The sequence below is a fragment of the Streptococcus pantholopis genome, assembly GCF_001642085.1.
Taxonomy (GTDB): Bacteria; Bacillota; Bacilli; order Lactobacillales; family Streptococcaceae; genus Streptococcus; species Streptococcus pantholopis.
The window spans coordinates 1,619,260-1,640,499 of sequence record NZ_CP014699.1; the positions used below are offsets into that span (position 1 = coordinate 1,619,260).

Sequence of the window (21,240 nt, forward strand, 5' to 3'; positions counted from 1 at the left end):
TTCTCCTTTTATCCGCAGTTTTGATCAGCTGCCGATTGCAAAAGTCAAAGTCCCGCTGGCGGCTAAGCGACCATCCACTTCTGCCTTTGCTTCAACAACAGCAATCCGTCCGCGGCGTTTGATAAACTTCGCTGTCATAACCAGCTGATCGCCCGGAACGACCTGCTTTTTAAATTTTACCTTATCCATTCCGGCATAAAAAACCAGTTTCCCCTTGTTTTCCTCTTTAGACAGCTCCAAAACACCAGCAGTCTGGGCCAATGCTTCCATAATCAAGACCCCCGGCATAACCGGATATTGAGGAAAATGTCCATCAAAGAACGGTTCATTGATTGTCACATTTTTCAAAGCAACAATCTCATCGTCTTCCGCTTTGATGACTCGGTCAACCAACAGCATAGGATAGCGGTGAGGCAGCGCTTCACGAATAGCATTGATATCAATCATTTTATACGTACCAACCCTTCACCAAACTCAATAACCTTTTCATTCACAGCCAGAATTTCTGTAACCACTCCGTCACGCGGTGCTGGAATTTCATTCATGACTTTCATCGCTTCAATAATCAGCAAGGTCTGTCCCTTTTTAACTCTGTCCCCGACAGATATAAAAGGCGGTTTATCCGGCGCAGGAGCCATATAGGCCACACCGACAAGCGGGCTTTCAATCAGTTCACCTTCAGCATCTGCTGCAGCCTGTGGCTTCAAGTCCGAGTCAGTCTCGCTTGTTTCAGAAGCTGCAGGCAAAACAGCCGCTTCTTCAGCAGTTCCTTCTGCAAGAGGAGCTGCCGAAACCGGGATATTCCCCAAAGGAGCTGCCGCTACAGGCGTGTTTTTACTAAACGTCAATTCATCACCTGCGTTGCGATAAGAAAATTCTTTAAGGCTTGAATGATCAAACTGCGCCATCAAATCTTTAATTTCTTCAATATTCAAAATTAATCCTCCCAGCGCTTGAAGGCTGTTACCGCATTGTGTCCGCCAAAACCAAAAGTATTGGACAGAGCATACTTAATATCAGCAGGCTGACCTTGACCGTAAACAACATTCGCTTCAATGTCGTCTGATAATTCTTTGGTTCCGGCAGTCATAGGTACAAAATGATGGCGAATAGCCTCAATTGTCGCAATTGCTTCTACACCGCCGGCTGCCCCCAAGAGATGGCCGGTAAATGATTTAGTAGAAGAAACAGGGACTTCCTTACCGAGGACAGCAACAATCGCTTGGCTTTCCCCTTTTTCATTAGCCTGAGTTGAAGTTCCGTGAGCATTGACATAATCAATATCTGCCGCTGCAATACCAGCTTCTTTAATAGCCAGTTTCATAGCTTTTGCAGCGCCGGAACCATCAGGAGCCGGACTGGTTTGGTGGTAAGCATCGCAGGTATTGCCATATCCGACAATTTCTGCCAGAATAGTTGCTCCCCGTTTTTGAGCATGTTCAAGACTTTCAAGAACCAAGACACCGGCCCCTTCTCCCATAACAAAACCATTGCGGTCCTTATCAAAAGGAATAGCCGAACGACTGGGATCTTCAGTTGTTGACAAGGCTGTTAAAGCATTGAAACCGCCGATGCCGATTTCATTGATTGTGCATTCTGCACCGCCTGCCAAAACAACATCTTGAAAACCAAATTTAATTTCGCGGAAAGCTTCGCCAATCGCATCATTAGCTGAAGCGCAGGCTGTAGTAATAGACTTGCAGACCCCCTTAGCACCGATACGCAAGGCAATATTGCCGGCTGCCATATTTGAAAGAGCTTTTGGAACAAACATGGGCTGGATCCGTTTAATCCCTTTTTCATGCATACGGATAATTTGCTCCTGCATTTCCTGCAAGCCACCGATACCGCTGGAAACAATGACACCGGTACGATCTCTATCTACAGCCTCCATATCCAAATTAGCATGGGATAATGCTTCCAATGTGGCATAGATGGCGTAAATTGAGTACATATCCATCCGATTCTTATCTTTTCGCACAAAATATTTATCAAAAGGGAAATCCTTGATTTCACCGGCATTATGGACAGGAATGTCTGATGTATCAAATTTTGTGATTGGACCAATCCCAATTTGACCGTTTTCCAAACTATTCCAAAACTCTTCTGGCGTATTGCCGATTGGCGATGTTACACCATAACCTGTAACAACAACTCTGTTAAATGTCATATTTCTAAACCCTTCTTTGTTTATCATAATCGGAGATCATTCTCCCAAAAGCAGATGCGGCCGACAGGTGAAGACCTTCAGTGGCAATGCCCTCTACATCGTCATACCGCCGTCAATAGCAATAACCTGACCTGTAAGATAATCCTGCTGAGCCAAGAAAGCCGCCACTTCAGCTACTTCTTCAGCCTTTCCGATACGCTTCATCGGTATCTGGGTCAGCATACTTTCTTTCATCTTATCAGGAATAGCATCGGTCATATCCGACTCAATGAAGCCTGGCGCAATAGCATTTACACGCACTCCGCGCGCAGCGACTTCACGAGCGACTGATTTAGTAAAACCGAGAAGTCCTGCCTTTGAAGCAGCATAATTTGCCTGCCCGACGTTCCCAGTCAGGCCGACAACACTGGACATATTAATAATAGCACCCTGACGGGCTTTTGTCATCGGCTTTAAGACTGACTGTGTCATATTAAAAGCTCCGGTAAGATTAACTTTTAAAACGGCCTCAAAATCAGCTTCAGTCATTTTTAACATTAATTTATCATTAGTGATACCGGCATTATTAACCAAGATATCAATATTACCCAGCTTTTCCTGAGCTTCCTGAGCCATACGTTTGGCATCAGCATAATCCGAAACATCTCCTGAGACGGCAATGACTTTGACATCATAAGATGCAAATTCAGCCAATAATTCCTCTTTAATAGCAGATCGACCGTTCAAAACAATATTAGCACCCAAGGCAGCAAATTTATGAGCAGTAGCTAGACCAATACCTCGTGTTGAACCAGTGATAAAAGCATTTTTATTTTGAATTTCCATAAGCATCCTCTCTATTTATTTTTACTGACCAATGACTGAAAACTTTCAAGATCCTCAACATGTGCGACCGATAAACTCTTATCAATTTTCCTGACAAAGCCGCTTAAGACTTTACCCGGACCGATTTCAATAAAGTTTTCGACCCCTGAAGCTCTCATAACAGCAATTGATTCATAAAAACGTACCGGTTCCATAACTTGTCGGGCTAAAAGCTTTTTGATGTCCGATGCTTCCATAACAGCAGCTTCAGTATTCCCAACCAAAGGAATCTGGAAAGGTTTAAAGGAAACATGTTCTAATTCTGCCGCCAACTGCTCGCTGGCTGGTTTTAAAAGCGCTGTATGAAAGGGACCAGAAACCTTAAGCGGTATCAGCCGCTTGACACCAGCCTCTTTGAGCAATTCTACAGCATAATCTACAGCTTCAGCCTCTCCGCCGATGACAATCTGACTGGGAGTATTGTAATTAGCTGGACTGACAATACCTTTGACAGCAGCTTTTCGGCATATTGCTTCAATGACTGAAGATTCTGTATTCATAACAGCTACCATCTTGCCCGTTCCTAGCGGTGCAGCAGTTTCCATAAATTGGCCGCGTTTTGCGACTAAGACTAATGCCTCCTCAAAACTTAAACTGCCAGCAGCCACTAAAGCAGAGTATTCTCCTAAGGATAAACCAGCAACCATATCTGCAGAAAAGCCGTTTTCCTGCAGCAGTCTGTAGATAGCAACAGAAGTCGTCAAGATAGCAGGCTGCGTATATCTGGTTTGATTCAGCTTAGTTTCATCATGATCAATTAAGTCCCGGAGATCATAGCCCAAGATGCGGGCAGCCTTTGTAAAAGTTTCCTGAACAAGAGGATAAGCTTCACACAAATCAGCTGCCATACCGCGTTTCTGTGCTCCTTGTCCGGCAAATAAAAATGCTGTTTTCGTCATTTAATTCTCCATATCAGTCCAGCGTGCTGCTTCTGCCTTTATAATCTCCGCAGCACCATAATACAAGTCCTCTAAAATTTCCTTGCAGCTTTCTTCCTTGTTAACAAAACCTGCAATTTGACCGGCCATTACTGAACCATTTTCAACATCACCGTCAACAACAGCATTGCGCAAAGCACCAGCACCGAGCTCTTCGATTTCCTGTTCATCTTTGACGCCGCGCAGATAATCCTTTTCTGCATTAGCATAGGCTGTTGACAGTTTGTTTTTTATAGCTCTTACCGGATGTCCAACTACTTGTGCGGAAATAACAGTATCGATGTCTTTTGCTTTCAGAATTTTATTTTTAAAGTTTTGATGCGCATTGGATTCCTTAGCGACCACAAAACGCGTACCGACTTGAACAGCTTCAGCTCCAAGCATAAATGCTGCAGCCATACCCCGGCCGTCAGCAACTCCGCCGGCACCGATTACTGGAATATCAACGGCTGCAGCAACCTGCCGCACCAAAGTCATTGTGGTCAGTTTTCCGATATGGCCGCCGGCTTCCATACCCTCAGCAACAATAGCATCTGCCCCTAATTTTTCCATCCGTTTTGCCAAGGCTACACTGGGAACAACAGGAATGACTGTGATTCCTGCCTCATGAAAACGTTCGATATATTTCCCTGGATTGCCGGCTCCTGTTGTGACAACTTTAACACCTTCTTCAATAACTAGGTCAACAATATCTTCAGCAAATGGGGATAGCAGCATTATATTTACACCAAAAGGCTTATCAGTAATTGATTTTACTTTATCAATATTAGCTTTTACAACTTCTTTGGGTGCATTCCCGCCGCCAATGATACCGAGACCGCCGGCATTCGACACCGCACCGGCCAAGTCACCATCTGCAACCCAGGCCATACCTCCTTGAAAGATAGGATATTTAATATTTAATAATTCTGTAATTCTTGTTTTCATTTACTCAACCTTCTAAGTGTAGCTTTTAATAATTTGACAATCAAACTATCAAAATAAGAAGAGAGAATATTCGGCCACGAATACTCTCAAATCTTCTTATTATTTTGTTTTTTCTTCAACGTAAGCGACTAAATCACCTACTGTATTGAGACCATCTTCAGTTTCGATTTGGATATCGAATTCATCTTCAATTTCTGAAATAACTTGAAAAACATCAAGTGAGTCAGCATCAAGCTCATCAAAAGTTGTTTCTGCTTTCACTTCTTCGGTTTCTTTACCGAGTTCCTCTACGATAATTTCTTGTACTTTTTCAAATACTGCCATGATTATTTCTCCTTAAAATAAATATTTTTATAATGTGCGGTTGCACAAGATATAACTAGATTTTAACAATTAGTGAGCCCCATGTCAAACCCCCGCCAAAACCAGCGAGTAAAATCGTCTGAGAACCGTCTAATTTAATAATATTGTCCTGAATGCATTCGGACAGTAAGATAGGGATACTGGCCGCGCTGGTGTTACCGTATTCCATCATATTGGCCGGAAATTTCTCCCGCTCAATCCCCATTTTCTTAGCCATCTTATCTAGAATACGGTTATTAGCCTGATGCAAAAGAAAATAATCGATCGATTCAGCCGGTATATCCGACTCTGCAAGCAGACTGACAATACTTTGCGCCACATCTCTGATGGCAAAATCGAAAATGGCCCGTCCGTCCATCTTTAAAAATTTATCATCTTCACCTTTTTCAGAAAAAGGTGACTCGAGCGCCGCAACTCCAGAAGAAAGACTTTTACCGCGTTTCCCGTCAGAATGAAGCGACTCAGCAAGAAAAGACTTTTCTGCACTCCTCTCCAAAAGAACACCGCCTGCGCCGTCGCCAAACAAAACAGCTGTCCTTCTGTCAGACCAATCCAAGGTTTTTGAGAGCGTCTCAGCACCGATAACCAGCCCTTTTTGATAAGAACCGCCCTCCAATAATTTTTGAGCGGCTGAGAGAGCAAATACAAAGCCGCTGCAGGCAGCTGCTACATCAAAAGCAAAGGCATTTTCAGCCCCGATATTAGCCTGAACCCGAGCAGCAGTAGATGGCATCAGAGAATCCGGCGTAATTGTAGCTATAACAATAAAATCAAGCTCTGCAGCCTTTATATCAGCCTGCTGCAGCAATTTTTCAGCAACACGGGTTGCCAATTCACTTGTTGTTTCAGACTTACTGATATGACGCCTGCGAATACCGGTCCGGGAAGCAATCCACTCATCACTTGTATCCATAATCTTTGCTAGATCATCGTTACTGACTACCTGTTCTGGGACAAAATGGGCTGCCTGTGTGATTTTTGCAAATGTCATTACACTAATTCCTCCAGAAATTTATGGAGATTGCTCAAACCTCGGATCAAAGTATCTATTTCATCGCTGTCCAGTCCTTCCACGATATGAGTGACCATCGATCTATGAAATTTACTATGCAGCCGATTCAGGAGCCGTCCCTTTTTAGTCAGGCGTAAATGAACAACACGCCGGTCTGTTGTCGAACGTATTCTTTCAATATAGCCCTTTGTCTCCAATTTATTTAAGCTGGTGGTAACAGTCCCGAGAGTTAACATCAATTCACGAGCAATGTCACTTGGTGTCACATTGTTTTGTTTTCCAATAATTTCAATAGTATGCATCTCTTTTAAAGAAACGTCGTTAAACCGGCTGGTTTTCAAACTGATTTCTTCAATGACCTGAACTCTATTGAAAATATCAACAAGATACTCGTTTATTTTGTCATATTCCAAGACCTTACCCCCTTGCAAATAAAATTTGACATTCAAAGTATAGCAAAACTCAAAACATTTTACAATATTTTTTTCTGAAAATAAAGGACTATTTACTTACTTACCTGTAAATTTAGGCCGTCTTCTTTCACTGTAGGCCCTTACCCCTTCTTTAAAATCCTCTTTAAAGGCCAGTTCTTCCTGCAAGCTTAATTCTGTTTGCGCATAGTCTTCCCAGCCGGAAAATGAAGAGGCCCAGACCATTTCTTTAATCGCGCGGTAGGAGTTAATAGAACCGCGCAGGAGCCGTTTAACTAGCTGCTTCGTTGTGCGCTCCAGTTTTTCACTTTCACATAAGCGGTAAACAATACCATAATCCAGCGCTTTTTCTGCTGACAGGCCCTCTCCAGTCATAGCCAGCTGCGTAGCGCGTGTTATACCGATAGCACGGCTCATCAAAAACAAACCGCCGGCATCAGGGGCTAAACCAACATTGACAAAAGCCTGAATAAATTTTGTTTGAATGGTGGCAACAACAAAATCAGCTGCTACTGCCATATTAGCAGCTGCTCCGGCCACTGCACCGTCAATACTCATGACAACCGGTTTAGGCAAACGTTTTATGGCATAGGAAATCTTATTGACCAGCTCAGCAATCAGCACTAAAGACTGAACATCATCGGCATCCACTGCACGCTGCATTTCAACCAAGTCTCCTCCGACAGAAAAGACCTTGCCAATAGCATTAATAATCAGCAATTTGACCTGCTTATCTTTTTCTGCTTTAGCCAGAGCATCTAAAATTTCCTGACAGACCGGAATATTAAAACCATTTGACACATCCGGCCGATTAAAAGTCAATGTAGCCACTTCATCATCAACATTATAAAGAATTCCATTATAAGGCATGTTTTTCCTCCAAAATATGCTAAAAAGTTTGACAGTCAAATTATTTTTATTTTACACAAAAAAAAAGCTAAACGCAAGGTAAAAAGTTCCGGCTATTTTTAGTCAAGTTAGACGCAACTAAGCGATTAGGTAAATTGTAAAAGACAGATCAGACAGCCAATTCTCATTGACATGCTTTTTTGCTGTTTCCTTATTTGAATGTTCAGATCAAATGAAAACAGCGCATCTTTTCTGACAAAGTACTGACACCTGCCTTAAATTCTGCTATAATTTATTTAAAAAACAGTTAATGGAGATCATATGAAAGTCGTTAAATTCGGTGGCAGCTCTCTGGCTTCTGCAGAACAGCTGAAAAAAGTACTTGATATTATAAAATCAGATGAAGAGCGTCGTTTTGTTATAGTTTCCGCTCCGGGGAAACGGCATTCTGACGACATCAAAGTTACTGATGCCTTAATTAGATATTATCGTGCCTATACATCTGATCAAGATGTCACTGAGCGGCAAAATTGGATTATCCAACGCTATAAAACAATTGTTGATGAGTTGAATTTAGATTATTCAATCTTGGAAAAAATTTCAGAATCCATCACAAAATTGGCAACACTTCCCATAGAAGGCAACCCTTTTCTTTACGACACTTTCCTGGCTGCCGGTGAAGATAATAATGCTAAGCTCATCGCAGCTTTCTTTCGGAAAAACGGTCTGTCAGCGCGTTATCTCCACCCCAGAGAAGCAGGCATCATCGTCTCCAGTGAGCCAGGCAACGCTCGCATTTTACCATCCAGCTATGATAAATTAGAAGAATTGAGAAATGAGGATGATATCCTTGTTATCCCTGGCTTTTTTGGCGTAACAGCCAATAATCAAATCTGTACTTTTTCGCGTGGTGGCTCTGACATCACAGGATCCATTCTAGCTGCCGGTGTTAAAGCAGATCTTTATGAAAATTTCACTGATGTAGACGGCATCTTTGCTGCCCATCCAGGAGTTGTCAGAAAACCGGATTCAATCACAGAACTTACCTACAGAGAAATGCGGGAACTTGCCTATGCCGGGTTTACCGTTCTTCATGATGAAGCTCTAATCCCAGCTTATAGAGGAAAGATTCCCCTCGTTATCAAAAACACAAATAACCCACAGCACCCCGGAACTAAAATTGTCCTAAAACGCCGCAGCAATGGCCTGCCGGTTGTCGGCATTGCCGGCGACGATGACTTCGTCAGCATCAACCTTTCAAAATATTTGATGAACCGAGAAGTAGGTTTTGGTCGCAAGGTTATGCAGATTTTGGAAGAACTCAATATTCGGTGGGAGCACATACCGACCGGAATTGACGACATGTCCATTGTTCTGCGCGAACGTGAACTGACACCGATCAAAGAAGAAGAAATTGTTTCTCAGCTTACACGCAAACTTGAGGTGGATCATGTTGACATTGAACGCGACCTTTCTATCATTATGCTTGTCGGCGAGAATATGAAGAGTCATATCGGTGTCACTGCAACAGCAACCAAAGCCTTATCAGACAGCAATATCAATTTGGAAATGATATCTCAAGGCTCCAGTGAAGTCTCCGTTATGTTTGTTATCAAAACCGAAAACGAGAAAAAGGCTGTCCGCGCACTCTATCGTGCATTTTTCCCTCGGGAAGACAGCTAATCCAGTCTTTTTAGCTCAATCAAAAACAGCCCACTGTTGCTTATTCGAGCAGACAGTGGGCTGTTTTTTTTGCTAAGATAAAAAGAACTCTTTCAGGAGTTCAAGAAAAAAACATCAATCCTTAAAAAGGCATCGGGAAGACAGGATTCGAACCTGCGGCCCCTTGGTCCCAAACCAAGTGCTCTACCAAGCTGAGCTACTTCCCGTATGCACCCTGCAGGATTCGAACCTGCAACCGCCTGATTCGTAGTCAGGTACTCTATCCAGTTGAGCCAAGGGTGCCTTCTCTTTAATATGCCGAGGACCGGAATCGAACCGGTACGATGTCACTACATCCCAGGATTTTAAGTCCTGTGCGTCTGCCAGTTCCGCCACCCCGGCCATCTTAAAGAAAGCGAACGACGGGATTCGAACCCGCGACCCCCACCTTGGCAAGGTGATGTTCTACCTCTGAACTACGTTCGCTATGCCGGCTACATGACTTGAACACGCGACCCTCTGATTACAAATCAGATGCTCTACCAACTGAGCTAAGCCGGCCTTTCATGCGGGTGAAGGGACTTGAACCCCCACGCTTCCTAAGCGCCAGATCCTAAATCTGGTGCGTCTGCCAATTCCGCCACACCCGCTGTCTCTATGACCCGTACTGGGCTCGAACCAGTGACCCTCTGATTAAAAGTCAGATGCTCTACCAACTGAGCTAACGAGTCCTTCTCTCTCTTTGGACTTTTCCTATTCCAACGGTCCCGACGGGAATTGAACCCGCGATCTTCGCCGTGACAGGGCGACGTGATAACCGCTACACCACGGGACCTCCTATGGGAGTTAACGGGATCGAACCGCTGACCCTCTGCTTGTAAGGCAGATGCTCTCCCAGCTGAGCTAAACTCCCTTGAATGAGAGTTTAGCTCAACCTGGGCCCCTGTCGTGCGCTAATCGCTGCGACAAAGCCGAACACTGTTCGACTTAGCTGAGCTAAACTCCCCCCTAGCTAAGCAACTCCCTTATCTCGCAGGGGGAAACCCCCAACTACTTCCGGCGTACTAGGGCTTAACGACTGTGGTCGGCATGGGTACAGGTGTATCCCCTAGGCTAGCGTCACTTAACTCGGTCTGAACTAAAAAACTAGTCCATTCAAAATTGAATACCTCCTAAAACCGTCCGCTCCTAACCTCTCGGTTAAGTCCTCGAGCTATTAGTACTGGTCCGCTCAATAGCTCACACTAATTACACTCCCAGCCTATCTACCTGTTCGTCTCTCAGGGCTCTTATTAACTAACGTTATGGGAAATCTCATCTTGAGGCAGGCTTCACACTTAGATGCTTTCAGCGTTTATCCTTCCCCTACTTAGCTACCCAGCTGTGCCCTTGGCAGAACAACTGGTACACCAGCGGTAAGTCCACTCCGGTCCTCTCGTACTAGGAGCAGCCCCTCGCAAATTTCCTACGCCCGCGACGGATAGGGACCGAACTGTCTCACGACGTTCTGAACCCAGCTCGCGTGCCGCTTTAATGGGCGAACAGCCCAACCCTTGGGACCGACTTCAGCCCCAGGATGCGACGAGCCGACATCGAGGTGCCAAACCTCCCCGTCGATGTGAACTCTTGGGGGAGATAAGCCTGTTATCCCCAGGGTAGCTTTTATCCGTTGAGCGATGGCCCTTCCATGCGGTGCCACCGGATCACTAAGCCCGACTTTCGTCCCTGCTCGAGTTGTAGCTCTCGCAGTCAAGCTCCCTTCTGCCTTTACACTCTGCGATTGATTTCCATCCAATCTGAGGGAACCTTTGGGCGCCTCCGTTACCTTTTAGGAGGCGACCGCCCCAGTCAAACTGCCCGTCAGACACTGTCTCCGTAGATGATTAACCTACCGGGTTAGAGTAGCCATAACACAAGGGTAGTATCCCAACAACGCCTCCAGAGAAACTAGCGTCCCTCCTTCTTTGGCTCCTACCTATCCTGTACATGTCTTACAGATACGCAATATCAAACTGCAGTAAAGCTCCATGGGGTCTTTCCGTCCTGTCGCGGGTAACCTGCATCTTCACAGGTACTAAAATTTCACCGAGTCTCTCGTTGAGACAGCGCCCAAATCATTACGCCTTTCGTGCGGGTCGGAACTTACCCGACAAGGAATTTCGCTACCTTAGGACCGTTATAGTTACGGCCGCCGTTTACTGGGGCTTCAATTCACACCTTCGGACTACTCCTAAGCGCTCCTCTTAACCTTCCAGCACCGGGCAGGCGTCACCCCCTATACTTCATCTTGCGATTTCGCAGAGAGCTGTGTTTTTGATAAACAGTTGCTTGGGCCTCTTCACTGCGGCTGACCTCTCAGTCAGCACCCCTTCTCCCGAAGTTACGGGGTCATTTTGCCGAGTTCCTTAACGAGAGTTCGCTCGCTCACCTGAGGCTACTCGCCTCGACTACCTGTGTCGGTTTGCGGTACGGGTGGTATCATTCGCCGCTAGAAGCTTTTCTTGGCAGTGGGACATCACTCACTTCGCTACTAATCTTCGCTCCCCTTAACAGCTCAATGTTCCCGATAGAAGCATTTGACTCCTATCTCATCTTACTGCTTGGCCGGACTCTTCCAGTCGTCCGGTTGAGCTAGCCTCCTGCGTCCCTCCTTCACTCCTGATACCAGTACAGGAATATCAACCTGTTGCCCATCGGATACACCTGTCGGTCTCTCCTTAGGTCCCGACTAACCCAGGGCGGACGAACCTTCCCCTGGAAGCCTTAGTCTTACGGTGGACAGGATTCTCACCTGTCTTGCGCTACTCATACCGGCATTCTCACTTCTATACGCTCCAGTGCTCCTCACGGTACACCTTCGCCGCCTATAGAACGCTCTCCTACCATACCTTCTAAAAGGTATCCACAGCTTCGGTAAACTATTTCAGCCCCGGTACATTTTCGGCGCAGGGGCACTCGACTAGTGAGCTATTACGCACTCTTTGAATGAATAGCTGCTTCTAAGCTAACATCCTAGTTGTCTCTGCACCCCCACATCCTTTTCCACTTAATAGTTATTTGGGGACCTTAGCTGGTGGTCTGGGCTGTTTCCCTTTCGACTACGGATCTTAGCACTCGCAGTCTGACTGCCGGGCATAAATCTATGGCATTCGGAGTTTATCTGAGTTTGGTAATCCGAGAAGGACCCCTTACCCAAACAGTGCTCTACCTCCATCATTCTTCGCCCGACGCTAGCCCTAAAGCTATTTCGGAGAGAACCAGCTATCTCCAAGTTCGTTTGGAATTTCTCCGCTACCCACAAGTCATCCAAGCACTTTTCAACGTGCCCTGGTGCGGGCCTCCAGTGCGCTTTACCGCACCTTCACCCTGCTCATGGGTAGGTCACTTGGTTTCGGGTCGACATCCAGATACTTCTCGCCCTTTTCAGACTCGGTTTCCCTACGGCTCCGTCTCTTCAACTTAACCTCGCATCTAAACGTCACTCGCCGGTTCATTCTACAAAAGGCACGCTCTCACCCATTAACGGGCTCGAACTTCTTGTAAGCACACGGTTTCAGGGGCTCTTTCACTCCCCTTCCGGGGTTCTTTTCACCTTTCCCTCACGGTACTGGTTCACTATCGGTCACTAGGGAGTATTTAGGGTTGGGAGATGGGCCTCCCAGATTCCGACGAGATTCCTCGTGTCTCGCCGTACTCAGGATTCTGCTTGGTCTTAATCATCATTTCAAATACGAGGCTCTTACTCTCTCTGGCTGACCTTCCCAGATCATTCTTCTATCATCATTAAAACCACTCTGCAGTCCTTCAACCCCGAAGTGTAAACACTCCGGTTTGCCCTCCTGCCCTTTCGCTCGCCGCTACTCAGGCAATCGCTTTTGCTTTCTCTTCCTGCAGCTACTGAGATGTTTCAGTTCACCGCGTCTTCCTTCCTCTGCCCTTAACAGGCAGGGATGTCAGGCTGTACCTGACGGGTTCCCCCATTCGGACATCTCTGGATCTTCGCTTACTTACAGCTCCCCAAAGCATTTCGTCGTTCGTCACGTCCTTCTTCGGCTCCTAGTGCCTAGGCATCCACCGTGCGCCCTTACTAACTTAACCTTATTCTCGTTTCTCGGTTTTTTTCAGCGTTTCGGTTTCTTTTCTTGCCATCTATCATGGTCTAAACCATCATAAATGGGTTGAGGTATTCAATTTTCAATGGACTAGTCGATAAACCGCACAGCGATTTATCTAGGTGATTCATCTAGGCGCATCTCATGACTAACGGCTTACTCGCGCTAACCCTCATCACTCAATCCCCTAGATTATGGAGCCTAGCGGGATCGAACCGCTGACCTCCTGCGTGCAAAGCAGGCGCTCTCCCAGCTGAGCTAAGGCCCCCTTGACCTCTCAAAACTAAATAAGACCGCAACGTGCATCCATTTCCTTAGAAAGGAGGTGATCCAGCCGCACCTTCCGATACGGCTACCTTGTTACGACTTCACCCCAATCATCTATCCCACCTTCGGCGGCTGGCTCCATTAGGTTACCTCACCGACTTCGGGTGTTACAAACTCTCGTGGTGTGACGGGCGGTGTGTACAAGGCCCGGGAACGTATTCACCGCGGCGTGCTGATCCGCGATTACTAGCGATTCCGACTTCATGGAGGCGAGTTGCAGCCTCCAATCCGAACTGAGATTGGCTTTCAGAGATTAGCTGGCCGTCACCGACTCGCAACTCGTTGTACCAACCATTGTAGCACGTGTGTAGCCCAGGTCATAAGGGGCATGATGATTTGACGTCATCCCCACCTTCCTCCGGTTTATTACCGGCAGTCTGGCTAGAGTCCCCAACTTAATGATGGTAACTAACCATAAGGGTTGCGCTCGTTGCGGGACTTAACCCAACATCTCACGACACGAGCTGACGACAACCATGCACCACCTGTCTCCTCTGTCCCGAAAGAAAAAACTATCTCTAGTCCTGTCAGAGGGATGTCAAGACCTGGTAAGGTTCTTCGCGTTGCTTCGAATTAAACCACATGCTCCACCGCTTGTGCGGGCCCCCGTCAATTCCTTTGAGTTTCAACCTTGCGGTCGTACTCCCCAGGCGGAGTGCTTATTGCGTTAGCTCCGGCACTAAGCCCCGGATAGGGCCTAACACCTAGCACTCAGCGTTTACGGCGTGGACTACCAGGGTATCTAATCCTGTTTGCTCCCCACGCTTTCGAGCCTCAGCGTCAGTAACAGACCAGAGAGCCGCTTTCGCCGCCGGTGTTCCTCCATATATCTACGCATTTCACCGCTACACATGGAATTCCACTCTCCCCTTCTGTACTCAAGTCCCGCAGTTTCAAAAGCATACATTGGTTAAGCCAATGCCTTTGACTTCTGACTTACGAAACCGCCTGCGCTCCCTTTACGCCCAATAAATCCGGACAACGCTCGGGACCTACGTATTACCGCGGCTGCTGGCACGTAGTTAGCCGTCCCTTCCTCGTATGATACCGTCACAGTGTGAACTTTCCACTCTCACACCCGTTCTTCTCATACAACAGAGCTTTACGAAACGAATTCCTTCTTCACTCACGCGGCGTTGCTCGGTCAGGGTTCCCCCCATTGCCGAAGATTCCCTACTGCTGCCTCCCGTAGGAGTCTGGGCCGTGTCTCAGTCCCAGTGTGGCCGTTCACCCTCTCAGGCCGGCTATGTATCATCGCCTTGGTAGGCCTCTACCCTACCAACTAGCTAATACAACGCAGGTCCATCTCTCAGTGATGCTAGTGCTCCTTTTAATCCTCTAACAGGCGTTAAAAAATCTTATGCGGTATTAGCTATCGTTTCCAATAGTTATCCCCCGCTGAGAGAAAGGTTACCTACGCGTTACTCACCCGTTCGCGACTCACTAATCTGTCCATTAACACGTTAATCAACAAACTGTGCGTTCCACTTGCATGTATTAGGCACGCCGCCAGCGTTCGTCCTGAGCCAGGATCAAACTCTCATTCGAATTTGAACGTTACTCGTTCTTTGTCTGTCGCTGACAGTTTTTTATTTTGACAGGTTAATTCCTTAACCCGCACGTCTTGGTCTTATTCAGTTCTCAAAGGTCAACGCTGCCACTTTTCAGACAACTCCTTTATTCTAGCAAATCAGAACAAAGCTGTCAAGGACTTTTTTCCCTTTTTCCTCAACCTTAACTCTGCCCTGAGCTCTCTCTGACAGCTCAATTAGTATAGCATCTCTTACAAGTTGTTGTCAAGGGGTTTTTGTATTTTGACAGCTACAATCAAAAAAATCTTCTGCCTCAATACAAGAGACAGAAAGATAGTTTTTTTATCAGCAGCAAGAACTGCAAGCTGGTATTTAATCAATTGCTGTTAAACATCGCTATTTTTTGATCACAGTAATCAATCAGCTGTTTGGCTTTCTCAAATGAAAATTCTTTTTCAGAGACAGGCGCCAATTTCATGTCATCAAAGTAAGCTCCGCTTAGGTCAGATACTTCAGGGGAAAGCGCCAGAAAATAACCTGTCTTAATTCCTTCATCCAATCCTTTTGCCTTAGACAAAAGTTTGCTGGTTTCGGAGTCTTTTGTCGCTTTTGAACCTTTAACTAAATTCGTGGCTATTAAACCTGGATGGTAGGCGTTAACAGTGATTTTTGAACCTTGTAAATGAAACTGATGTGCCTGATACCGTGTCAGCCAAATTGTATACAGTTTAGAGGTATCGTAGGCCAGTTTAGGACTGTATTTCTTTTCAAATCCAAAATCAAGTCCTTGGGGTTCTGCAAAATGATGCATGTAAGAGGAGGTGTTGATAACACGGCCTCCGTTCGAATGTTCAAGAAGCGGCTGGAGTTCTTTTGTCAAGATATAAGGCACCATGACAGATAGCATAAAAGTGATTTCAATGTTTTCTGATGTAGCTAGGCGTTCTGCTCCTGAATATAGCCCTGCATTGTTAATTAGGACATCAATCTGTGTAAAATGGTTTTTAATTTCTCTGACAAAGCGGTAAACATCCGTCATGCTGGAAAAGTCAGCCAAGTAAGCCGAAACACGGCTGTTCGAAGATGAGGCTTTAACATCTCGGAGTGCGGCTGCCAGCTTTTCACTGTTTCGCCCATGAAGGATGATTTCATGTCCTTCACTAGCTAATTTTAAAGCTAGATGTTTGCCGATACCGTCTGTAGAGCCTGTAATTAAAATTGTTTTTGTCATGCTACTCCTCCAAAAAGTCTGACAATGCCTTTGAAAACTCGTCTGCGTATTGAAAAATAGAACCGTGCCCTGCCTTAGGATAAATAATCAATTGGCTATTTGCAATCTTTTGATGCATATCATAAGAATTTTCTGTCGGCACTTGCATATCCTTATCGCCATTAACAATCAGAGTTGGCTGGCCGATGTAGCTCAGATCATCCTGTGCTGCTTTGCCCCAGCGTTTAATTGCTCTCAACTGTGTCAGAAAACCTGTAACGGCCATTTTTTTATCTTGAGCTTCTGTTTTTCTTGTAACCATACGACTTAAGACTCGCTCTGCTTCGACTCCGCCTTCTTCATCATGATTATAGAAAATATAGCGCTTGGGATCGACACCTTGCAGACCTGCTTTTAGCATATAACGAAAAGTCTTTCCTGTCACCTTATCCATTTCCTTCCCCCCACGGGGTCCTGTCCCTGCTAATATCAGACGATTAACCAAACTGTTATTAGTACGGACTATTTCCTGAGCAATCATTCCACCCATAGATAATCCAAGCAGATTAATCCTTTTGTATCCCAGTTCCTGCACGATAGCGATAGTCTGTTCTGCCATTTCAGGAATGCTCGGAGCCACCTTACCTTGACTGGCTCCCACTCCAGGCAAATCTAGAACAATGACGTGCTGCTTCTCAGCTAATAAGTCTAATAATTTAGGATCCCAATTATCCAAGGTTGCTGCAAGATGGACCAGCATAACCAAAGGAAATTCTGACTTTCCTTTCCCTAATTCCCTATAGGCAATCTGATTGCCCGCAACCATTAGATACTGATTTTTACTTGTAATATAAGACATTCTTTCTCCTTAATAAACTTAGAAACTGAGAACCGTTTTCCCACGAGAACGGCCATTAGCTACTTTATCCAGCGCAGCATTGACTTCTTCAAATGGATAGATAGTATCGATAGATGGCTTGATCTGGAGTTCACTGAAAATGTCTGCAACTTCTTGGAGCTGCTGACCATTGCTCTCCACAAAAATGAAATAGTAGTGAACACCGTATTTGGCAGCCATTTGATCAAATTTACGCCCAGCTGAAGCAAATAGGAGCTGTTTATATTTTGGCAGATGCATCCGCTTAGCAAAGGCTCCATTTGGCATAGCACGAAGCGATACTAACCGGCCGCCTTTTTTCATGATGGACATTTGCTTTTCAGTCTCAGCTCCGCCGAGAGTATCTAAAACATAGTCAATTTCTGAAAGAATTTTGGTATAGTCTTCTTTTTTGTAATCAATAAACTGGTTTGCTCCAAGTGCCATGACCCTCTCCGCATTGGACCCATCACCATTGGTAATAACAGTCAGGCCCCTGGCCTTGGCAATCGGAATGGCCATCCCACCTACACCCCCTGTGCCGCCTGAGATGAAGATAGTCTTGCCTGCTTGTGCTTCCATTAAATCAAGAGCCTGCATAATGGTCAGAGCTGTGAGAGGAACAGCTGCAGCCTCTGCATCTGTTAAATAGTCTGGCACCTTAGCAAGCGCTTGGCTATCTACCGCTACAAACTCGGCAAAGGCTCCTATATTATCTAAGGGTAAACGGCCAAAGACACGGTCGCCGACTGCAAATTTCGTCACATTTGAACCAACTTCCTCTATTAGGCCAACGACTTCATTACCGGCAGTCTGCGGCAGTTTATAAGGAACAATCATCTTGACTTCTCCGCGAGAAATCATATTATCTAAAGGGTTGACACCAGCTGCCCTTACCTTAATCAAGACTTGGCTGTTTGAAATTTTTGGTTTGGCAATTTCTGTTATCTTCAGTGCGATTTTGTTTTTATCGTAAGTTGTGTGCTGTGCTGCTTTCATTTTTTTCTTTCCTTTTTTTATTTGTATTTGTATCGATTACAAGTCTATGTTACATTTGAGAAAATCTGACTGTAGCATCTATAGTCAGATTCAACTTTTCTGGGCTGTTAGATAAAGGTTGTTAATCACATGACTCAGTGTTTGCTTCACTAAGACTCCTTCCAGCTGTTTTTCCACACTTGAAAAAATGGGAACCATAGCGCCTTCCATATGCTTGCCAATGGGGCATTCTTTGTTAGTGTTTTGATGAACTTGAAAGAGGCTGATATGATCAATTTCCTGAGTCGCATAATAAATCTCTAGTAAAGAAATTTCCTTAGGCGGTTTGCTCAGCTGGTAACCGGTTCGTCCCTGATGAGAAGTCATCAGGCCAGCATTTTTCAAAAGAGCAATAACTTTCCGAATATAGCTAGCATTGGTCCCGACGCTTTCTGCTAAAGCCTGAGAGCTTAGTGTCTCTTTACTTTCACTAACCATGGTTAAGATGTGCAGAGCGACAGAAAACTTTGTGTCCATAATCTCCCCCTTATTTAGTGTTCTTGTATCTGATACAAAAAACAAGTTTACCACAAGATTTTCCTTCTGGCAAGACTTTTGCTTGATTTTTTCAGGTTAATAACGCTCTTCTAAATCACAATAAAAAGAGATGGATAGATGGCATCCCGCTTTTTCCGTCCGTAGCGAGGATTATACCAAAGTTTATGGCTAATGGCTTTCGGCCTTAACTCATGACTTTCTAGTCAACAGATCGTTATTTTTAACCACACAAGACCGTAAGTCATATAAAATAGGGCAGGTATCCCAAAATGGATAACCTGCCCAGTCTCACTAAAAGGGAACTGTATAGACATAAAGTTTCCTTCACTCAGCTGTATGCGTTTGTTCTCGTCCCGACTGTTCCTAACTTGATACAGTCACAGATAGGACATAGGGCATTTTTTGCATCAGGAGTTTGTCCTCTTGATTCTGCATAGGACGTTTTAATTTTTTGCAGTTTTCCGATAAGCTTTTGCTTCATCAGCTGTTGACAGCACAAAATGTCCGGGGGTGATTTCATGCATTGTCCGCTCCTGACCGTCTAATTCCTGCTTAGGATCGTAAACGTAAGGTACACGTCGGCGTTCGAATTCCGGATCAGGTTCAGGAATAGCCGTCAAAAGACTTTTCGTATAAGGGTGAATAGGGTTGTTATAAACTGCATCAGCAGTCCCTATTTCTAAGATTTTTCCCCAATGCATAACACCGATACGGTCAGAAATATATTTCACCATTGACAAATCATGGGCGATAAAAAGATAGGTCAGGCCTTGTTCATGCTGCAATTGCTGCAGTAAGTTGACAACTTGTGCCTGAATCGAAACATCAAGTGCTGAAATCGGCTCATCGGCGATGATGAATTTTGGCTCAACAGCCAGAGCCCGTGCAATCCCGATCCGCTGACGCTGACCGCCTGAAAACTCATGCGGATAGCGGGTCAGATGATCTTTATTAAGTCCTACAAGCGCCAGTAGTTCCTGAACTCTCTGCTGGCGTTCTTCTTTACTTTTAGACAGTTTATGAATATCCAGCCCTTCAGCCACAATATCACGAATCTTCATTCGGCCGTTAAGACTGGCCTGAGGATCCTGAAAAATCATTTGGGCATCCTTACGAAAATCATGGAGCTGTTTTCCCTTTAAATGCGATATGGTTTGCTGATTAAAGACAATTTCACCTTTGTCGATGTCATAAAGCTTGAGAATAGCCCGTCCGACGGTTGTTTTTCCGGATCCGGATTCTCCGACCAGCCCTAAAACTTCCCCCTCATAAATATCAAAGCTGACATTGTCAATAGCCTTCACTTCGTTTTTTTTGCCTTTATTGAAGGTTAAAGATATATTTTTGACTTCAACAAGCTTTTTACGATTCTCAGTCATTACTCTTTTCTCCCTTCAATTCTTCCCACCTTTGCCACCGTTTTGCAATAGCTGCCGGTACTTTTACTCTGGGAGCCCGTTCATCCAGCAACCAAGTAGCTGCATAATGCGACTCAGAGACCTTAAACATCGGCGGTTCTTCTTCACGGTCGATATCTAGGGCAAATTCATTTCGCGGAGCAAATGCATCTCCCTTAGGAGGATTGAGCAAATCAGGCGGTGTTCCGGGTATAGACCGGAGACTTCCGGCTTCTGTATCGGTTGTCGGCATCGAATTAAGCAAGCCCCAAGTGTAGGGATGCTGCGGATTGTAGAAAACTTCATCGACTGTCCCGTATTCAACGATTTTACCAGCGTACATTACAGCTACACGGTCAGCCATTCCGGCAACTACACCGAGGTCATGGGTAATGAAAATAATTGAAGCTTTGCGTTCTTTCTGAATGTCCTTCATTAAATTAAGAATTTGGGCCTGAATCGTTACGTCTAATGCTGTAGTCGGTTCATCAGCGATAAGGATTTCGGGATTGGCAGCCAGTGCAATAGCAATAACCGCCCGCTGACGCATTCCCCCTGACCATTGGTGCGGATAGTCATTGATATGCTCCTCTGCATTAGGAATGCCGACGCTTTTCATCAGTTCAAGGGCTCTTTGCAGCGCCTCTTGTTTAGAAATATCTTCATGGAGCAGCATAGGTTCAGCAATCTGCTTACCGATTTTCATTGTCGGATCAAGGCTGGTCATCGGGTCTTGGAAAATCATGGCTATCTCATTGCCCCGAATCTTTACCCACTCTTCTTCCTTTAATTCATGCAGCTTAGTTCCTTTATAATCAATCTCACCGCTAATTTCAGCATTAGCAGCTGACAAACCGATAAGTGTGCGGGTTGTTACTGACTTCCCACTCCCTGATTCTCCTACTATGGCAAGCGTTTCGCCTTTTTTCAATTCAAAATTGACATTTCGGATTGCTTGGACCTCTCCGGCATAAGTCTGAAAGTTCACATGGAGGTCTTTAACTTGTAAAATTGTTTCTTGACTCATTTCTTT

At 45.2% G+C, this 21,240-nt stretch carries 17 protein-coding genes, 10 tRNA genes and 3 rRNA genes; 1 reads left to right on the forward strand and 29 read right to left on the reverse strand.

The annotated features are described in order from the left end of the window. Window positions 1-24 precede the first annotated feature (24 nt). From fabZ to A0O21_RS07505, 10 genes are all read right to left on the reverse strand, one after another. A complete protein-coding gene (gene fabZ, locus A0O21_RS07460) occupies window positions 25-447 on the reverse strand; it encodes a 3-hydroxyacyl-ACP dehydratase FabZ (protein ID WP_067063747.1) in 423 nt (140 codons plus the stop codon). Beyond that, window positions 444-935 (reverse strand): acetyl-CoA carboxylase biotin carboxyl carrier protein, encoded by a 492-nt coding sequence (gene accB, locus A0O21_RS07465; protein ID WP_067063751.1) that lies wholly within the window; start codon window positions 933-935, stop codon window positions 444-446. The genes fabZ and accB overlap by 4 nt, the downstream gene beginning before the upstream one ends. 2 nt (window positions 936-937) lie before the next feature. Next, window positions 938-2,170: a beta-ketoacyl-ACP synthase II gene (gene fabF, locus A0O21_RS07470; protein WP_067063754.1), complete on the reverse strand. Its 1,233-nt coding sequence runs from the start codon at window positions 2,168-2,170 to the stop codon at window positions 938-940. A 93-nt stretch (window positions 2,171-2,263) separates the two neighbouring features. Further along, entirely contained in the window at window positions 2,264-2,995 is a 732-nt protein-coding gene (gene fabG, locus A0O21_RS07475) for a 3-oxoacyl-[acyl-carrier-protein] reductase (RefSeq protein WP_067063759.1), read from the reverse strand. Window positions 2,996-3,006: 11 nt separating this feature from the next. Then, a complete protein-coding gene (gene fabD / locus A0O21_RS07480) occupies window positions 3,007-3,933 on the reverse strand; it encodes an ACP S-malonyltransferase (RefSeq protein ID WP_067063762.1) in 927 nt (308 codons plus the stop codon). Further along, complete coding sequence (gene fabK / locus A0O21_RS07485) at window positions 3,934-4,899, reverse strand: enoyl-[acyl-carrier-protein] reductase FabK (RefSeq protein ID WP_067063766.1); 966 nt, start codon at window positions 4,897-4,899, stop codon at window positions 3,934-3,936. 99 nt (window positions 4,900-4,998) lie between these two features. Further along, window positions 4,999-5,223 (reverse strand): acyl carrier protein, encoded by a 225-nt coding sequence (locus A0O21_RS07490; RefSeq protein WP_067063769.1) that lies wholly within the window; start codon window positions 5,221-5,223, stop codon window positions 4,999-5,001. 55 nt (window positions 5,224-5,278) lie between these two features. Then, window positions 5,279-6,253 (reverse strand): beta-ketoacyl-ACP synthase III, encoded by a 975-nt coding sequence (locus tag A0O21_RS07495; RefSeq protein WP_067063774.1) that lies wholly within the window; start codon window positions 6,251-6,253, stop codon window positions 5,279-5,281. After that, window positions 6,253-6,687: a fatty acid biosynthesis transcriptional regulator FabT gene (fabT, locus tag A0O21_RS07500; RefSeq protein ID WP_067063778.1), complete on the reverse strand. Its 435-nt coding sequence runs from the start codon at window positions 6,685-6,687 to the stop codon at window positions 6,253-6,255. The genes A0O21_RS07495 and fabT overlap by 1 nt, the downstream gene beginning before the upstream one ends. 96 nt (window positions 6,688-6,783) lie before the next feature. Then, entirely contained in the window at window positions 6,784-7,575 is a 792-nt protein-coding gene (locus tag A0O21_RS07505) for an enoyl-CoA hydratase (RefSeq protein ID WP_067063782.1), read from the reverse strand. A gap of 300 nt (window positions 7,576-7,875) precedes the next feature. On the opposite strand from A0O21_RS07505, the gene A0O21_RS07510 reads away from it, so the two are divergent. Continuing rightward, window positions 7,876-9,237, forward strand: coding sequence for an aspartate kinase (locus A0O21_RS07510; RefSeq protein ID WP_067063786.1), 1,362 nt, complete (start codon window positions 7,876-7,878; stop codon window positions 9,235-9,237). A gap of 132 nt (window positions 9,238-9,369) precedes the next feature. Here the strand turns inward: A0O21_RS07510 and A0O21_RS07515 are convergent. The 19 genes from A0O21_RS07515 to A0O21_RS07605 form a co-directional block, all read right to left on the reverse strand. Next, window positions 9,370-9,443: transfer RNA gene (locus tag A0O21_RS07515), tRNA-Pro, on the reverse strand. Between the two features lie 2 nt (window positions 9,444-9,445). After that, window positions 9,446-9,519: transfer RNA gene (locus A0O21_RS07520), tRNA-Arg, on the reverse strand. Window positions 9,520-9,532: 13 nt separating this feature from the next. Next, window positions 9,533-9,618 (reverse strand) — tRNA-Leu (locus A0O21_RS07525). Between the two features lie 12 nt (window positions 9,619-9,630). After that, window positions 9,631-9,702 (reverse strand) — tRNA-Gly (locus A0O21_RS07530). Between the two features lie 2 nt (window positions 9,703-9,704). Then, window positions 9,705-9,777: transfer RNA gene (locus tag A0O21_RS07535), tRNA-Thr, on the reverse strand. A 6-nt stretch (window positions 9,778-9,783) separates the two neighbouring features. After that, window positions 9,784-9,866, reverse strand: a tRNA-Leu gene (locus A0O21_RS07540). A gap of 8 nt (window positions 9,867-9,874) precedes the next feature. Then, window positions 9,875-9,947, reverse strand: a tRNA-Lys gene (locus tag A0O21_RS07545). A 31-nt stretch (window positions 9,948-9,978) separates the two neighbouring features. Next, window positions 9,979-10,051: transfer RNA gene (locus A0O21_RS07550), tRNA-Asp, on the reverse strand. Window positions 10,052-10,056: 5 nt separating this feature from the next. Beyond that, window positions 10,057-10,129: transfer RNA gene (locus A0O21_RS07555), tRNA-Val, on the reverse strand. Window positions 10,130-10,227: 98 nt separating this feature from the next. Beyond that, window positions 10,228-10,343, reverse strand: a 5S ribosomal RNA gene (gene rrf / locus A0O21_RS07560). Between the two features lie 69 nt (window positions 10,344-10,412). Beyond that, window positions 10,413-13,314, reverse strand: a 23S ribosomal RNA gene (locus A0O21_RS07565). Between the two features lie 209 nt (window positions 13,315-13,523). Beyond that, window positions 13,524-13,596, reverse strand: a tRNA-Ala gene (locus A0O21_RS07570). A gap of 50 nt (window positions 13,597-13,646) precedes the next feature. After that, window positions 13,647-15,203 (reverse strand): 16S ribosomal RNA (locus A0O21_RS07575). Together the 16S, 23S and 5S rRNA genes with 10 tRNA genes alongside form the textbook arrangement of a ribosomal RNA operon. Window positions 15,204-15,563: 360 nt before the next feature. Further along, on the reverse strand, window positions 15,564-16,418 hold the full coding sequence (locus A0O21_RS07580) for an SDR family NAD(P)-dependent oxidoreductase (RefSeq protein ID WP_067063789.1): 855 nt from the start codon (window positions 16,416-16,418) through the stop codon (window positions 15,564-15,566). A gap of 1 nt (window position 16,419) precedes the next feature. Then, entirely contained in the window at window positions 16,420-17,256 is an 837-nt protein-coding gene (locus A0O21_RS07585; RefSeq protein ID WP_067063792.1) for an alpha/beta fold hydrolase, read from the reverse strand. A gap of 18 nt (window positions 17,257-17,274) precedes the next feature. Beyond that, entirely contained in the window at window positions 17,275-18,273 is a 999-nt protein-coding gene (locus A0O21_RS07590) for an NADP-dependent oxidoreductase (protein WP_067063797.1), read from the reverse strand. Between the two features lie 90 nt (window positions 18,274-18,363). Next, the gene (locus tag A0O21_RS07595; RefSeq protein ID WP_067063800.1) at window positions 18,364-18,789 is read right to left on the reverse strand and encodes an Rrf2 family transcriptional regulator; all 426 of its coding nucleotides are present in this window, start codon (window positions 18,787-18,789) and stop codon (window positions 18,364-18,366) included. 464 nt (window positions 18,790-19,253) lie between these two features. Then, window positions 19,254-20,189, reverse strand: coding sequence for an ABC transporter ATP-binding protein (locus A0O21_RS07600; RefSeq protein WP_067063803.1), 936 nt, complete (start codon window positions 20,187-20,189; stop codon window positions 19,254-19,256). After that, window positions 20,182-21,234 carry an ABC transporter ATP-binding protein gene (locus A0O21_RS07605; protein ID WP_067063807.1) on the reverse strand — a complete coding sequence of 351 codons (1,053 nt, stop codon included), beginning with the start codon at window positions 21,232-21,234 and terminating at the stop codon, window positions 20,182-20,184. The genes A0O21_RS07600 and A0O21_RS07605 overlap by 8 nt, the downstream gene beginning before the upstream one ends. Window positions 21,235-21,240 lie beyond the last annotated feature (6 nt).

Coding starts and splice junctions, on each gene's coding strand:
- fabZ (WP_067063747.1), bottom strand. CDS start 447: ATGATTGATATCAATGCTATTCGTGAAGCGCTGCCTCACCGCTATCCT.
- A0O21_RS07495 (WP_067063774.1), bottom strand. CDS start 6,253: ATGACATTTGCAAAAATCACACAGGCAGCCCATTTTGTCCCAGAACAG.
- fabK (WP_067063766.1), bottom strand. CDS start 4,899: ATGAAAACAAGAATTACAGAATTATTAAATATTAAATATCCTATCTTT.
- fabG (WP_067063759.1), bottom strand. CDS start 2,995: ATGGAAATTCAAAATAAAAATGCTTTTATCACTGGTTCAACACGAGGT.
- A0O21_RS07600 (WP_067063803.1), bottom strand. CDS start 20,189: ATGACTGAGAATCGTAAAAAGCTTGTTGAAGTCAAAAATATATCTTTA.
- A0O21_RS07490 (WP_067063769.1), bottom strand. CDS start 5,223: ATGGCAGTATTTGAAAAAGTACAAGAAATTATCGTAGAGGAACTCGGT.
- A0O21_RS07510 (WP_067063786.1), top strand. CDS start 7,876: ATGAAAGTCGTTAAATTCGGTGGCAGCTCTCTGGCTTCTGCAGAACAG.
- A0O21_RS07585 (WP_067063792.1), bottom strand. CDS start 17,256: ATGTCTTATATTACAAGTAAAAATCAGTATCTAATGGTTGCGGGCAAT.
- fabF (WP_067063754.1), bottom strand. CDS start 2,170: ATGACATTTAACAGAGTTGTTGTTACAGGTTATGGTGTAACATCGCCA.
- A0O21_RS07590 (WP_067063797.1), bottom strand. CDS start 18,273: ATGAAAGCAGCACAGCACACAACTTACGATAAAAACAAAATCGCACTG.
- A0O21_RS07595 (WP_067063800.1), bottom strand. CDS start 18,789: ATGGACACAAAGTTTTCTGTCGCTCTGCACATCTTAACCATGGTTAGT.
- A0O21_RS07505 (WP_067063782.1), bottom strand. CDS start 7,575: ATGCCTTATAATGGAATTCTTTATAATGTTGATGATGAAGTGGCTACA.
- A0O21_RS07605 (WP_067063807.1), bottom strand. CDS start 21,234: ATGAGTCAAGAAACAATTTTACAAGTTAAAGACCTCCATGTGAACTTT.
- fabD (WP_067063762.1), bottom strand. CDS start 3,933: ATGACGAAAACAGCATTTTTATTTGCCGGACAAGGAGCACAGAAACGC.
- A0O21_RS07580 (WP_067063789.1), bottom strand. CDS start 16,418: ATGACAAAAACAATTTTAATTACAGGCTCTACAGACGGTATCGGCAAA.